This window comes from Chryseobacterium sp. Leaf180 (assembly GCF_001424585.1).
Classification (GTDB): Bacteria; Bacteroidota; Bacteroidia; order Flavobacteriales; family Weeksellaceae; genus Chryseobacterium.
Genome location: NZ_LMPJ01000014.1, coordinates 42455 through 57173, shown reverse-complemented (window position 1 = coordinate 57173; position 14719 = coordinate 42455). Strand labels below are relative to the sequence as shown.

Here is a 14719-nt window from a genome sequence, read left to right as displayed (position 1 = left end):
CGTAAACCTATTGTTAGCTACAAGTTTATAAAAATGAGAATACAAGAAATAATAAATAAAAAAACAGGTGAAACATTGATAGTATTTGGAGGTGAGGATTTTGAAAATGTTCACCCCCAACAACATTACTATGAGGCATGCTTGATGAAAGGAATAATGCTTACCTTTCCTGAGGAAGCGACTGGTAGAAAAAAACCGACTGAAGAAGGTAAAAAAGCTTTATTAGCAACTTCTGAGACGTGTAAGGAATATATTTCCAGTTTTGACAATATTATAATTCCAGAAGCATTAAAAGACTTACTACAAACAACTAGAAAAAAAGAACAAATAAAAATTTTAAATGGAATGGTTCTAACTCCGGACATTCTCATGGCATTTTTATTTTTTGCAGGTAATCAAGGATATACACTAAGTCAATACTCTTCTGAATTTCAAACAACATCAATTGAAGGAAAAAAATTACCATTAGCATATATGAAAAATGAAGATGGAAAAATCACAAAACTGGGTGGAACAGAATTGACAGATGGAGAACTTAAAATGGCGCTAGAACAAAGATCTGTGAAAATCGCAAAATTTATTGAAAAGGGAGATGAATGGCACTGCTTTTTTATAACGTATGATAGTATTGGTGGAAAAGAAAATTGGGAAGACGGCCAACCACATTTTCATTATATCTCTAATCTTTTTGGAATTAGTAGAGAAGGTGTAATAAATCAAATAAAATCAAAAAAATATAAGGTAGGGAATCTTCCACATATAAAGCTTCAAGAATACGGAAATCAACCGGATTACTAATGTGCGGATATGAAGGGGCTGGCGAACTGTTGGTTAATTACAAAATTGAAAGTTTGAGCTTTCTGCTTATTTTTACTGTGAGAAATCTGGAAACCCTTATCTATAGGTATTTGCTATGATGAGATTCTGAAAAAAATGGTATAGCATCTTAACGCTATATCATTTTTTTACGCATTTATTCGCATAAACAACCATCAATAATCAATTCCGTCGAAACTGTATATAATCCTACAGTGATGGGTCTCCAATCTTAAAAAATCAAAGTTTTGTAAAATTTTGGTTATTAATAATGTAAGTAGGAATTGTTAGTTTGTGCATCATTTAAGATTTGATATTCAACATATATATTCGCAATTATAACTTACAAATCAGTATCGTATTTGTACCACTTAATTGTAAATATTTGATTTTCAGTATTAGTTATTTTTGAAGAAGAAGTTAATTGATTGCGAAATATGATTCTATTTTTAAATTTTATGTTCAATAATCAGTAGAGGTAATGAGTTTAGTGGGCTATATATTTTTTTCATTTATGTCAATAATCTTTAGCTATTATTATACAATTAGAAGGTGAGTTCTGTTTGCAAAATTTATCAGATAATTACTACTGCAATCCCAGCTGCCTCACAAATTCTTTTGTGTGGTCAGTCATCTCAAACATAAAACATTCTAAACACAAAATATTTTCCAATATATGTTATTCATCAAAATGATCTGCACCGATAACATATCTCACTTCAAAAGGGTTTTGATGAAAATAATTAATTTTTTAGTTGATAACTTTGTTGCTCGTAAACTTAATAGGTGATGCCGAATTGGATAGTGTTTCACAATTGAAATTTCAGCTCTCTTTAGGAAAGAAATCCTCTAAAATTACTTTCGGCTTTCTGTAGAACTTTCTTCAATGCCTAGTGTATTGGCTTTGGCTGTAGATCTGTAAAATTTACCGATAGAAGTTCTGGTTTTTCCGTTTACCATCCAAAAACAAGCGTATACATTTAATAGACCTTACATTTATTTTAGAATTGATTAATACGATACTTATGTACTGAAGCATTTTTTAAATCTGACGATTTTCTCTGCATTATTATTGTTAATAATAAATACCAAAAACAATCATACCGATGATCATAGGATTAGACATAGGAACTTCATCCACAAAAGCTGTGGCTTTTGACCCAACAGGGAATGTTTTGGCAGCACACAGTATATCGTACCCTATACTGAATCCTTTAGAAGGGCATTACGAACAGGATCCCGAAGTCATTTACAGCGCGTGTATCGCTTCCGTGGCGCAGGTGATGACCGAATTAAGGAAAGTTGACAGGACAATACAGCCTCTTTGTATTTCGGTGAGCAGTGCCATGCATGGGTTAATAGCGGTAGACGCAATGGGGAACCCACTCACCAATTGTATCATTTGGGCCGATCGCAGAAGTGAAAGTATTGCGGATGAATTAAAGGACAGCGATAATGGACGACATTTATATCAGCGGACCGGAACACCCATTCACCCCATGTCTGTACTTTGCAAATTAATATGGATGCGGCAGAATGATAAAGAAGTGTTTGATCGGTCCCATAAATTTATTGGTATTAAAGAACTTTTATTTTACCGCCTGTTTGGTGAGTATGTAATTGACCATTCCATTGCATCGGCTACCGGACTGTTCGATATACACAAACTGGAATGGTCTGCCTTAGCACTGAATGTAGCAGGAATCTCTGCTGAGCAGTTATCGAAGCCGGTACCGGTTGATCATATGTTAAAATTGATGGACCCGGACATTGCAGCTTGTATGAACATCCCCGAAGGTTCCTTATTTGTGATTGGCGGCAGCGATGGATGTCTCGCCAATCTGGGAGTGGGCGCTGTGGAACCGGGCGTAGCATCTGTAACCATTGGCACCAGCGGCGCGATACGGGTAACCAGTCCTCGGCCAAACCCAGAGCAGAAGCAACGTTTATTCAGCTATCTCCTGAGACCGGATGAATATATAATCGGAGGCGCGGTAAATAATGGTGGGATTTTGCGGAATTGGTTTCGGGATAACTTTTTATGCGGATCGGGCGACAAATTACAGGATCATGAGGCAACAGCCTTATTAAATGAAATGATAGATTCAGTCAGTCCGGGATCAGAAGGCTTAATTTTTCTGCCTTACTTAACGGGTGAACGGGCGCCGTACTGGAATGCCAGTGCGAAAGGCGTGTATTTTGGCATACAGCTGAATCACACCAAAGCACACTTTGCACGTGCAATGATGGAGGGAATGCTGTTCGCAATTTATAGCGTGGGAATTGCCTTGGAAGAAAACACAGGCCCCATCCACACAATATATGCAAGTGGCGGTCTTGCAAATTCTCAGAACCTGGTTCAGATGCTGGCAGATATTTTTGACAAGCCTGTTATCATTAAAAATACAGTGGAAAGCTCTGCATGGGGAGCGGCACTGATAGGGATGGAAGCATTGGGAATTGACTTGAAGAAGCAAGTCACCGAAAAGCAAGTAACGAATGGAATAGACACTGCTGAACTGGTGTATAGGCCAAGTAGGGAAAATCATGCGGTCTATTTGAGAAATTTTGATAAGTTTCGGAGACTTTATCAGAAGCTAAAAGATGTATTTTAGTGGTAAAAGACAGCGTTAGCTGATATTGATCAAAGAATAAAAGATAGGTATGATCAGTTATTGATTGAAATGAAGGCATTTGAAGTTCTTTGCAAAATAAAAATATTGTAGAATAGGTCCACATAACAAAAAATCCTCCGAAAATTTCGGAGGATTTTTATTTTAAGGCTGTCCGTTTCCGCCGGAGGAGGCGTAGATCTGTCCGGTCGCGAAGCTGGCGTCTTCTGCGGCAAGCTGCACGAAAATGGAGGCGAGTTCTGCCGGTTGTCCGGGTCTTCCGAATACGGTTTTCTCCCCGAATTTTTCGAGTTTCTCCATCGTCTGTCCACCACTGACTTCCAAGGCAGTCCAGACAGGTCCCGGTGCCACACCGTTTACGCGGATTCCCTTAGGGCCAAGCTGTTTTGCCAGAGACTTAACATAGCTGGTGGTTGCTGCTTTTGTCATTGCATAATCGTATAAATCTTCTGAAGGATCATACGCCTGCTCTGAAGAAAGTCCGATAATTGAAGCGCCTGGCTCCAGATGGGGAAGCGCTGCTTTGATCAGCCAGAAAGGCGCGTAAATATTGGTTTTCATTACGCGGTCAAATTCTTCGGTACTGATATCGAGAATCGATTCGTGGGTTTTCTGGTGACCGGCGTTATTGATCAGAATATCAAGTCCACCCAGTTCGGCAACGGCTTTTTCAACAAGTTCTTTGCAGAACGATTCTTCACGCAGATCGCCAGGGATACCTACCGCTTTTCTTCCTGCCTTTTCGATCAGTTCGATCACTTCTTTAGCATCCGGTTCTTCATCCGGCAGATAATTAATGGCCACATCAGCGCCTTCTCTCGCATACGCAATCGCCGCCGCACGTCCAATCCCGGAATCACCTCCCGTAATCAGCGCTTTTCTTCCCATCAGCCTGCCGGAACCTACATAACTTTCCTCGCCGTGATCCGGTACCGGATTCATTTTCGATGCCAGACCCGGAAACGGCTGGTACTGTTTTTCAAATGGCGGTTTCGGATATTTCGATCGCGGATCTGTAGGTTTTGCCTGCGGCCTTTTTCCTTCCTGTGAATTAAACTGTTCGTTCATAATAATAATTTTTTATGGTGTAAAAATTTGGTGTCGGTCTTTAGCAAATTGAACAGATATAATCGCAACTATAATACCAGCGCGACATTTTTTGTGAAATTGAGGTACAATTTGGAGGGCTGATCAATAACTGGATGTTGGAAATAAAAGAAATGTATTCAACAGAAAAGTTTGAATGTATAACGATCATATTGTAAATGATAATAATGAACGCATACTTCAGATCTGATCTGACTAAAATTTAATTGAAAAATTCACAGAATAGATGCTTTATGAATATTTATTTAATACCGTTAAGATACCAAGCATTAATCTGCAAAAGGACCGATTTAAGATGAATATCGAATCAGTTTATTGCCGAAATCGCTTTCTGACAGTGCTCAGAGAGGTGTTAAGTAGAGATGGTGTATAGATAGTGTATAGATAAAGCATAGATACTCCCACTATAGTGTATCAATGTGGTATGTGAAAAGTCCTCAAACGGTCTGTTTTCGAAGGAAAGTTATTCAGTATAGAACTGATAGTATAATCTTGATTTCTTTATGATTTCTGCAATATTTTGATATACTTTAAAAAACCTGAATCATAGATACGAATATCGATTAACGGCTATTATTTTTTTTAAATATATAGATGTTTAGCATAGCCGCTGAAGTAAGTGCACAAAAAAACCTGCACTGAATCGAGCAGGTTTTTATTTGAATATCTATAAAATATTACTTCTGAATGATCAGTTTCAGAGTATGCGTTTCGCCGTTTTCAATTGTAACAGTCAAAACATAATTTCCGGTGGTAAATCCTTCTGTGGAAATTTTTGTATCGCCTTTTATAATTCCTGATGTTACCAGTTTTCCCGACATATCGTACATCATATAACTTCCGGAATCTGACGGCTTTCTCATCTTAATATTCACCACCTCTTTCGCTGGATTCGGGTAAATAGAAAAAGCAGTTTGCGCAGATTCAGCGGTCGCCAGGAAGCTGGTGACACTGAAGAAATTCGGATTAAGCGCATAGTAGATATTACCAACCGATTTCACCATAATTCTTGCGGTGGCAATATTTTCATTGGGTAAATTAACAACAGCAGAACCGTTATTGGGTACACTCGCCGCTAAGACGGTGGTAAATGTTAAACCTGCATCTTTCGATAATAAAATCGTGACATTCTGTGTGTTAATCGTTCCGGTGTTGGTTCCGGCAACATTCCAGGTAACCGTTACAGGATTTGCAGCGCTGTAAGGTACGGTTCCGTTGGGTGCCGTTACGGCAAAAGGTCCGTCATTGGTTACAGTAACCACCATTGCATCATTTGCAGCCTGATTTCCCGTTGCTTTATTGTCATTGACAACCAGAGAAAAATTAAGCGTACGGGCCACCGAAGGTGTGATTTCCCACTGTGTAGTCAGATTATTTGCCACGACAGAAGCAAGTCTTGGGAAATATCTCATGGGTGAACTGGTAGGCGTTCTGGATCGGTACACCGGGCCAACCGTCGCTGTGCTTACAGGCGGCTGCGTATTGCTTTGGCTGTTGTACTGTTCCCAAAGATAGGTAAGCGGGTCGTTATTGGGATCGGTACCGACTCCTGTCAGCACAAAAGCAGTTCCTTTTGGTATAATATAATCGGCTCCTGCATTTGCAGTGGGTACCAGATTATTATTTGCTGTTTTTACGGAGCAGTCTGTGGGTCTGGTAATTACAGTGTACATTTCAGCCACATTAACTGCATGAAAATAAGCATCGCTGTTACTCTGAACATTATTGCTCGAGCCGCAGATTCCCGCGTAAGCCATAATGGTTGAGCCGCTTCCCGGCTCGAAAGCCGTCGCGCTGTTTGCATTTCCCTGACACGAACCGGTATTGGCTCTGAATGTATGGTTTCCTCCAAACTGATGTCCGATTTCATGTGCGACGTAATCGATATCAAAAGGATCACCGATGGGAGCTCCGGAACCTGTAACACCGCCCGCCTTACTTGTGGTGCAGATCGAACCTAAATAGGCGACACCGCCACCGCCTGTACTGAAAACGTGACCGATGTCGTAATTTGCAGAACCTATTACAGAATTTATCGTGTTGATGTTTTCTGTAAGCATAGCACCTCCATCGTCATTGGTATAAGGGTCGGTCGCTGCATTGGTATAGATCAGCTGACTGTTATTCGCGATCAGCATCATAGTCGAAGAGATTGTTTTTTCATAAACACCGTTCACACGGGTCATCGTAACATTCATCGCATTCATCGCACCGTTTACGCCTCCGTGAAAAGTCGTGTATTCACCGGTTGCTGCCAAAGCAAGACGGTACTTTCTTAAAAAACCGTCAGTAACCAGAGCTGCTTTCCCCGATTCATTTTTCGACGCAGCGTCAATCGCGTCTTCAACATGGCATTCAAATAAACGGTCGTTCTTTGGTAAATCTTTTCTCTTGTAAAAAATATAAGTCGAATGATCCTGCGTGTAAGGATCGAGATAACTGATTTCCCAGCCATCAAAATACATAATATTGATACCGGTTTCAGGCGTGATGCTGAATCGGATGCTGTTTTCAGGATGGCTCTTTTGCCAGCCAACATACGAGCGGATATCCGGAAACTGATTTTGCAGCCCTTCCTCCATGATGGGCGCTTCCTGCACAATATATTCTTTAAAAGAACCGTCAGCAGCAGGGAATTTTACCGTCAGACTTTCATTGCCGGAAAGTCTCATCGGCGCATTTTTCAGCTCATTTTTCAGTTTTGAAACATCAAGACTGTAAAGGGCAAACTCATTGGGTTTTGTCCAGCGTGGTTTCAGATTTTCACGGATGTTTTTTGGGGCTGAAGACCATAGATTTTGTTGGGCATAGCCAGACAGTGCCAGCGATAAGGCCAATGCAGAAAATAGCTTTCTTTTCATCTTTTGTAAATTTATGTTAGGAATGATAAGTAGGTACGGTAAAGATACTTTGATTACCGTGTAATATGGGTGTTTTATTTAAATATTTTTTAAATCAGTGACTGTTTTTTAATGAAATTTAAATTTTAAAATTGTCAGAAATTTTGTCTCTGATAACAAGACAGTTATCACTTTTAGTTGAGTTTTAATGAAATTTAATATCAGAACAGTGTAACAGAACCGGCTGTTGCGTTGTCTTATCGGTAACTGAAACTAAACGATCCATGAAAACTCTTCTTATTCCCATCGCACTTTTGACGGGCATCTGCATCTCTGCCCAAACCGTAAAAGACACGGTACCCGCGAAGGAACAGGCCATCGAAGCGGTGAAAATGACTTATAAAAAGGCCACCGTAGAATCTAAAGCTGACCGTACCGTTTTTAATGTGGCCAACAGCGCCATCGTGGCCGGTAATACAACCTGGGATATCCTGCGAATGACACCGCTTTTGAGTATTGATAACAACGACGCGGTACGTGCTGAAGGCGAATCGGTAACGGTGTATATCAACGACCGGAAATCAGTGTTCACAGGTAAAGAGCTGAAAGAATATTTGAAAACCATTCCGGCGGATAATCTTTTGAAAGTGGAGGTGATTACCAGCCCTTCGGCAAGATACGAAGCGTCCGGAGCGGTCGTAAATATCGTGTTGAAGAAGCGCGAAGACGAAGGAATGAAAGGAAGTTTGACGTTAAACAACCGCCAGAACACGAAAAATTCTCAGTATTCCAACATCAATCTCAATTATCATAAGAAAAATTTTACCCAGACTTTCGGAGCGAGTTACGGAGATAATTACAGTGTCAACAGAAATTCAAATATTTATAATTTTTACGAAGATCAGTCGGTTCGCGAAATAAATTCCCGGTCAACATCGCGGTGGAGAAATCCTTCAGTTTCATCAACATCAGAATATGAACTGAACTCAAAAAATACCGTAGGAATTGTGCTGGAATATTTTCAGAGCAAAAGCAGTACAGAATCTGAAGCTGTAGGATCGACAACTGTAAATTCTGTTTTTGATAATGCTTTTACACAGGATCAGAATGCTAACGGGTCGAGCAGAAATCTGGGGGCAAATGTTTTTTATAAATATTACGACAAAGAAAAAAACCGGATTTTAGATGTGAATATCGGTTCCAATTATTTTGGGCAGAAAAATGACGATCTTTTTATCAGACAGAATGTGCTCAAAAACGGAACCACCCCTTTGGATCAAATCGGTGTTGCCAACGACGGAAACAACAGGAATTATTTTCTGAAAATTGATTACACGCAGCCGGTCGGAAAAGCAGGTGACACCTTTGAAGCGGGTGGGAAAATCGACATCAACAACAATGCAGTTGCCAATCAGTTATACGGAAATAAACTTACCGGTTTGAGTCCGTATGATGTTTTTCATTACGAAGATCAGATCAGTGCGCTGTACGCGAATTACAGTAAAAAGTTTTTAGATAAAGTGGATGTGAGACTGGGTTTACGGTATGAATACATTGATTTTACCGTTCGCCAGGATATTTCAGGAAGATCACGCCAGGATGCGTACGGAACATTTTTGCCGAATATTTTGGTTAAATATTCCATTTCAAAAAATTATGATCTGACCGCTACGTACAACAAAAGCCTTTGGCGACCGTATTACGCAGAGTTCAATCCCTTTATGGTGCCGGGCAGCCAGGGTATTTACAACCGCGGAAATCTTTTGCTGGAACCAAACCCGACAGATCGGTTTTCATTAAAACTTGGGCTTTATAAAAAGTATTTTATCTCCGCGCGGTATTTTTACAGCGACCAGGATTACTGGACGGATTATCTGCCCGAAACCATAACAGGATCAGACGGTTTGCCTCAAAAGATCACCGTTTCTCAGGAGTCGAACTTCAGAGGGAAAAGTCACCGCTATTTCGTTTCGGCAAATACCAACCAGACTTTTTTAAACAATCAGTTCACAGTCAATCTGGGGATGACGTACAATTATATAGACAACAGCGATTTCAACCAGAAAAACAACCTTAAAGCGAATAATTATCTTAATTTTTTAAGTGTAAACGCCAATCTTTCGTACACCAATCTTTTTGAAAAAAACATTAATCTGAATGCCTGGGTTGAAGTGGCGAATCAAAACAACGGAAATTCAACAACGAACCGCCCTAACGTTTTCCATACGATTTCAGCAACCAAAATTTTCCCGAAAACGCAGATGGAATTCAGTCTTCAGCTCAGCAATATTTTCCAGCGGCCGAATTATAATGCGACAACGTATACGCAATCCGGTTTTGTACAGAGTATGTCTAAGTGGGACTGGTACGGCTTTTCTCTGTCTTTCGTAAAACGTTTCGGAAACCAGAAAGTAAAAGAAAATACCAAAACCGACGTGGAGAAAAGCGGCGGCGGAGAAAAATAAAGTTTTGTTAAAAAACCGATTCAAATCCCGAATGTACTGCGTTGCATTTGGGATTTCGTTTTTAGTATGATTCAAATCATAGCAGGCAAAATGCGTTCGCGGTACATTTATCTGGTTTAAGTGAAAATATGGAGAGTAAAATGAGAGCAACTTCGGAAGGATTGATTTACATAAAATCGTCTGCTGTGGTTTCTCTGAAGCGGCCAAACGCGCTGGAAGGCGCTAAAGTTCTGGGAAAACCATTGATCATCAACGCTGAACATATTGCGTTTTTGGCGCACAATACAGAAGGAAAAGTCACATTTTTCCTGACCAATGGTTTTGAAATCTGCATTAATATGTTTTACGATGAAGCCGAGACGATATTTTTCGCGGCCAAATCCTGCATTGATAAAGAAATCTGATGCGTTTCTTCTGAATGATTTGCTAATGATCTTAAAACTTCCTCTGCCAGAATTTTTACCTGCAGCGGACGTTTCTTTTCATCAACTTCCAATCGGTTGTAAAGTCCGGTTTTTACAATAACAATCTCCTGCTCCGGAATCATGATGATAAACTGACCGAGAAATCCGTAGAAAAACCGGTATTTATTCAGGCTTTCATCGTCTGCCCAGATGCAGTATCCAAACGCGGAATTTTCCTCGGTTGGCCTCAGCATTTTCTCTACAAAATCTTCACTGATCATCTGCTTTCCGTTCCAGTGTCCTTTCTGAAGAATAAGTTGTCCGATTTTCGCAAAGTCTCTCGCAGTCGCATGAATGCAGCAGAATGCTTTCTCATTTCCTTTTTCGTCAGTGCTCCAGCGCGCCTCTTTTTCCATCTGCAGAGGTTTCCATATTTTCTCTGAAAGATAGTCGGCGAGAGATTTCCCCGTTGCTTTCTGAATGATTAAACCGAGTAACTGCGCAGAAACACTCTGATATTCGTACTTGTGGCCGGGCATTTCTTTCATTTCAGTTTCAAAAACCTGCTTCGCGAGATCTTCTACAAAATACTGTTTGGAGTTTTCGGCAAAAGGATGGCGGTATTCTTCTTCCCATTTAAAACCGCCCTGCATCGTCATTAAATGTTTCAGCGTTAAATGTTTCCCGAATTTATTTTGAGCATAATCAGGAAAAAAATCGGAGACTTTTTGGTTTTCTGAAGTGACAAGTTGGTCATCAATCGCGCAGCCAACGAGTATCGACAGAACTCCTTTCGCCATGGAAAAAGAATTGAGCAGAGAATCTGAACTGTGATTTTTCAGGTATTGTTCGTGCAGAATTTTTCCTTTTTCAAGGATAAGGAAGGATGATGCCCGCGTTTTTATCAGTTCTTCAGATAAAATTCCGGAAAAGCTTACGGAATTGTAAAGTTTGTGTTTTTCAAAAGTTTCCGGATTTTCATTTTTAATAATGTGAAAAGGAAATTTCCTGGAATCGTCGGTAGACGGCGTGAGTCCTCCTTTTTTAAGATTGATTTTCAAAGCTTTAAATAGATAACTGTAACCGGAAAGAACAATGGCTGCAATACCGGCAGCAGAGAATGCGAAAATGGTTTTCCAGATTTTATGTTTCATATCAAGTTTTGATTAAATCTCAGATTAATTTTTTTTAATACCTCATTTTCGTTTTTTAAGAAAATTCGGTACAGAATTAGATTGTAAAATTTTAATTCCGCTAAGGATTTAAACAAGTAACACACCAAAAATATTATATTATGAAAATGTCTATGGAATCTGAGAATATTACTTCTTACTACACAAAAGAGCTCGAGCGTCAGAAAGCATTAAAAGCACTGGAAAAAGCAAAAGCGATTGCAAGAAAAGTCGTTTTTTTACCGAAAGGGGCATCAGGAAATATCAATGTGAGAGATACTTTTTAAAAAGAAAATCTTTACAGAATAAGAAGGCCGGAAATTTAATTTTCCGGCTTTTTTGCTGTTGAAATGAAATCTGTTTTGCTTTAAAATAATCGCTTTTATAATATAGAAGAAGATTGATTTTGTGCCTATGATCGCTATCATAAGAGTGAATTTCATATAATATGATATTTGTTTTACCAGAAAACAAACCATATAAAATCTATAGTATTATGAAAAAGACAGATGCGAAAAATGCGCAGCAGGGAAGAAAAGTGACCGCCACATCTTCCGCCGCCGAAGGCCTGGAAGAATTGTTTATTGATTCTTTGAAAGACATTGTGTATGCAGAAAGAGCATTGGTAAAATCGCTCCCGAAAATGGCTAAAAATGCCAGCGAGCCAAAGCTTATTGAAGCCATCGAAAATCATGTGGTTATTACCGAAGGTCAGGTTGATAGGCTTGAAAAAATCTTTGAGATTTTAGGAGAAAATAACCGTGGAAAAAAATGTGATGCCATCGAAGGTCTTATCAAAGAAGGCGAAAGCATCATGCAGGAAACGGAAGTTGGACCGGTACGCGACGCCGGTATTATCGCCGCTTCGCAGAAAATAGAACATTACGAAATTGCTTCGTACGGAACACTCGCGGCATTTGCCAAAACGTTAGGCGAAGATGAGGTGGCTGCCTTGCTGGAAGAAACTTTGGCGGAGGAAAAAGAAGCCGATTCTCTGCTCACCGACTCTGCCTACAACGCGATTAATTTCGAAGCGGCTGAAGAGGATAATTCGGGTAAATAGTTTTTAGATTTTGTAAAACCTTAGAAAAGCTATTTATGAATCTTAAACTGATAAAAAAATCTCTGCCAATGTTGGGAGCACTGGCGTTTTCTCCTGTCGCGGCTCAGCGCGGAACGCCGCCAAAAGATATCGTTACGATAAAACATACAACCAATTACCCGCAGCATCTTGATTTCCTTCCCGAGATGGTCAATATGCTGAAAGTTCCGGCTGGCTGGTTGGTTTCTGTCGCAGCATCAGGTTTAGGAAAACCTAGAATGCTTTATCATACGCCAGACGGTTTGTATGTGACGAGACGAGATACTGGTGATGTTCTGATGCTGAAAGATACAGACGGCGATTCGAAATTTGAAGAAATCAAAACTGTTGTTGCTGAGTTTAAAGGCGTGCACGGCATTACTGTGAAAGATGGAATGATGTATCTGTGCAATAATAACGAACTGCGCCGGTACAAAATCAATCCAGACGGAACTTTAACCAACAAGGAAATGCTGTTTAATGATATGCCGAGTGCAGGTCAGCATCCGAACCGAACGATGGATTTTGGTCCGGATGGCAAACTGTACATCTCGATTGGAACACTATGCAACGACTGCAAGGAAAGCGACCGCGAGGCAGCGACCATTGTGCAGGTAGATCCGCAAACCTGGAAGAGAAGAATCTATGCCTCCGGGCTTCGAAACACGATAGGGTTTGACTGGCATCCACAGTCGGATGAGCTTTGGGGAATCGATAACGGTGGTGATGCAAAAGGCGACGACTGGCCGCCGGAGGAGCTCAACCAGATCAAAGACGGAAAAAACTACGGCTATCCTTTTGCGTACGCTAAACGCGAGGTAGACAGGAGCAGGGAAGATCCTGCAGGCGACAGCAAAGATAAATGGGTGCAGACCACCGAGCCTTCTGTGATGGAGTTTCAGGCGCACATGGCACCGATTGCTTTTCAGTTTTTCCCGGCCGGAACAGCCTTCAGCGGTGATGCTTTGATCAACTGGCACGGCTCATGGAACCGCAGCAAAGCTGTAGGATTTAAAGTTCAGAAAATACATTTCGAAAATGGTAAACCGGTTGCTTCCGAAGATTTTCTCACCGGCTTTCTGAAAGGAAGTACACGCTTCGGAAGACCTGCCGGAATGGCAATTACCACAGACGGAAAAGTCTACATTTCTGATGATGCCAACGGCGTTTTATATCTCGTTAAACAAAATTGAAACCGATGAAACAGCTAATTTTATGTATCTCTTTGGTTGGATGTGCGGCTGCAGTGCCCGATCAGCCGACGGCAAGAATAGAATTTAATGCACCTGAAGCATATCCTGAAGGTATCGTATATGATGGTTCGCGGGATGTATACTACGTTTCTTCCGCAAGGCTGGGAAGCATAGGAAAAGTTTCCCCTCAGGGAAATTATTCCGAACTCCTAAATGATCCCAGTTTTAAATCAAGTTACGGTATGAAAATTCATCCCGACGGAAAAAGGCTTTTTGCCTGCATCGGGGATGCCAATTACAGCAAATTCACGTCTCCGGAAACACGCAAAAAGATGGCGAGACTTATTGGTATAGATTTAATTACCGGTAAAAAAACCGATGATATTGATCTTTCTAAACTGACTTCCGGATTGCACTTTCCGAATGATCTGACTTTTGATAATCAGCAGAATGCCTACGTTACCGAAAGTTTTTCAAATGTCATTTATAAAATTACACCAAATGGGAACGCCACTGTTTTTGCAGATCATCCTTCATTTAAAACAGAAGGAATTGGCTTAAACGGCATCGTCTTTCATCCTTCAGGTTATCTGCTTACGGTAAGCAGCGGTACAGGAATGATTTATAAAATTGATCTGAAAAACCCGAAAAACGTGACGAAAGTTGCTGCGGAGCAGTTTTTTATGAACGGCGACGGACTTCTTTTGACCTCAAATGATAAACTGGTAGTCGTGCAGAACGGTGGCAGTGATAAGATCTGCGAACTGACTTCTCAGGATAACTGGAATTCTGCGAAACTTTCTGCATCAACGCTGGTCGCAGATCGTTTTACTTATCCCTCAACGGCAACGGCGGCAAAAGACAAAATCTGGGTGATGAATGCGAAATTCTCAGAACTTACCGACAGTACATCTGTGCCTTCAAAGCAGTTTGTGATACAGCACGCGCGGCTGATGCCCCTACCGAAATAAATTTTAAAACATCTTTGAAACAAAAAACTTACTGCAG

Annotated in this window: 11 protein-coding genes; 8 read left to right on the top strand and 3 right to left on the bottom strand. The window is 40.5% G+C overall.

What is annotated here, in order from left to right; genetic code table 11:
• Nucleotides 1–33: 33 nt before the first annotated feature.
• Nucleotides 34–798 (top strand): hypothetical protein, encoded by a 765-nt coding sequence (locus ASG01_RS15355; RefSeq protein WP_131725395.1) that lies wholly within the window; start codon nucleotides 34–36, stop codon nucleotides 796–798.
• A 1124-nt stretch (nucleotides 799–1922) separates the two neighbouring features.
• Nucleotides 1923–3431 (top strand): gluconokinase, encoded by a 1509-nt coding sequence (locus ASG01_RS15350; RefSeq protein WP_055865732.1) that lies wholly within the window; start codon nucleotides 1923–1925, stop codon nucleotides 3429–3431.
• Between the two features lie 162 nt (nucleotides 3432–3593).
• On the opposite strand, the gene ASG01_RS15345 is transcribed toward ASG01_RS15350, so the two are convergent.
• Entirely contained in the window at nucleotides 3594–4517 is a 924-nt protein-coding gene (locus tag ASG01_RS15345) for an SDR family oxidoreductase (RefSeq protein ID WP_055865729.1), read from the bottom strand.
• Between the two features lie 716 nt (nucleotides 4518–5233).
• Complete coding sequence (locus ASG01_RS15340) at nucleotides 5234–7417, bottom strand: reprolysin-like metallopeptidase (protein WP_055865726.1); 2184 nt, start codon at nucleotides 7415–7417, stop codon at nucleotides 5234–5236.
• Nucleotides 7418–7680: 263 nt separating this feature from the next.
• Between ASG01_RS15340 and ASG01_RS15335 the strand changes: the two genes are divergently transcribed.
• Together ASG01_RS15335 and ASG01_RS15330 are read left to right on the top strand one after the other, a co-directional pair.
• Complete coding sequence (locus ASG01_RS15335) at nucleotides 7681–9861, top strand: outer membrane beta-barrel family protein (protein ID WP_055865724.1); 2181 nt, start codon at nucleotides 7681–7683, stop codon at nucleotides 9859–9861.
• 128 nt (nucleotides 9862–9989) lie between these two features.
• Nucleotides 9990–10265 (top strand): hypothetical protein, encoded by a 276-nt coding sequence (locus ASG01_RS15330; RefSeq protein WP_055865722.1) that lies wholly within the window; start codon nucleotides 9990–9992, stop codon nucleotides 10263–10265.
• Here ASG01_RS15330 and ASG01_RS15325 read toward each other — a convergent pair.
• The gene (locus ASG01_RS15325; RefSeq protein WP_055865719.1) at nucleotides 10205–11419 is read right to left on the bottom strand and encodes a serine hydrolase domain-containing protein; all 1215 of its coding nucleotides are present in this window, start codon (nucleotides 11417–11419) and stop codon (nucleotides 10205–10207) included. The two genes, ASG01_RS15330 and ASG01_RS15325, sit on opposite strands and share 61 nt — an antisense overlap.
• 140 nt (nucleotides 11420–11559) lie before the next feature.
• Between ASG01_RS15325 and ASG01_RS16060 the strand changes: the two genes are divergently transcribed.
• From ASG01_RS16060 to ASG01_RS15305, 4 genes are all read left to right on the top strand, one after another.
• On the top strand, nucleotides 11560–11724 hold the full coding sequence (locus ASG01_RS16060) for a hypothetical protein (protein ID WP_157844210.1): 165 nt from the start codon (nucleotides 11560–11562) through the stop codon (nucleotides 11722–11724).
• 209 nt (nucleotides 11725–11933) lie between these two features.
• A complete protein-coding gene (locus ASG01_RS15315; protein WP_055865714.1) occupies nucleotides 11934–12500 on the top strand; it encodes a ferritin-like domain-containing protein in 567 nt (188 codons plus the stop codon).
• Between the two features lie 35 nt (nucleotides 12501–12535).
• Nucleotides 12536–13711, top strand: coding sequence for a PQQ-dependent sugar dehydrogenase (locus ASG01_RS15310; RefSeq protein ID WP_055865711.1), 1176 nt, complete (start codon nucleotides 12536–12538; stop codon nucleotides 13709–13711).
• 5 nt (nucleotides 13712–13716) lie between these two features.
• Nucleotides 13717–14682 (top strand): hypothetical protein, encoded by a 966-nt coding sequence (locus ASG01_RS15305; RefSeq protein ID WP_055865799.1) that lies wholly within the window; start codon nucleotides 13717–13719, stop codon nucleotides 14680–14682.
• The last annotated feature ends 37 nt before the right edge of the window (nucleotides 14683–14719 follow it).

What these genes read in the sequence shown, in the direction of transcription:
- ASG01_RS16060 (WP_157844210.1), top strand. Translation starts at nt 11,560, where the DNA reads ATGAAAATGTCTATGGAATCTGAGAATATTACTTCTTACTACACAAAA.
- ASG01_RS15310 (WP_055865711.1), top strand. Translation starts at nt 12,536, where the DNA reads ATGAATCTTAAACTGATAAAAAAATCTCTGCCAATGTTGGGAGCACTG.
- ASG01_RS15335 (WP_055865724.1), top strand. Translation starts at nt 7,681, where the DNA reads ATGAAAACTCTTCTTATTCCCATCGCACTTTTGACGGGCATCTGCATC.
- ASG01_RS15305 (WP_055865799.1), top strand. Translation starts at nt 13,717, where the DNA reads ATGAAACAGCTAATTTTATGTATCTCTTTGGTTGGATGTGCGGCTGCA.
- ASG01_RS15345 (WP_055865729.1), bottom strand. Translation starts at nt 4,517, where the DNA reads ATGAACGAACAGTTTAATTCACAGGAAGGAAAAAGGCCGCAGGCAAAA.
- ASG01_RS15325 (WP_055865719.1), bottom strand. Translation starts at nt 11,419, where the DNA reads ATGAAACATAAAATCTGGAAAACCATTTTCGCATTCTCTGCTGCCGGT.
- ASG01_RS15330 (WP_055865722.1), top strand. Translation starts at nt 9,990, where the DNA reads ATGGAGAGTAAAATGAGAGCAACTTCGGAAGGATTGATTTACATAAAA.
- ASG01_RS15355 (WP_131725395.1), top strand. Translation starts at nt 34, where the DNA reads ATGAGAATACAAGAAATAATAAATAAAAAAACAGGTGAAACATTGATA.
- ASG01_RS15340 (WP_055865726.1), bottom strand. Translation starts at nt 7,417, where the DNA reads ATGAAAAGAAAGCTATTTTCTGCATTGGCCTTATCGCTGGCACTGTCT.
- ASG01_RS15315 (WP_055865714.1), top strand. Translation starts at nt 11,934, where the DNA reads ATGAAAAAGACAGATGCGAAAAATGCGCAGCAGGGAAGAAAAGTGACC.
- ASG01_RS15350 (WP_055865732.1), top strand. Translation starts at nt 1,923, where the DNA reads ATGATCATAGGATTAGACATAGGAACTTCATCCACAAAAGCTGTGGCT.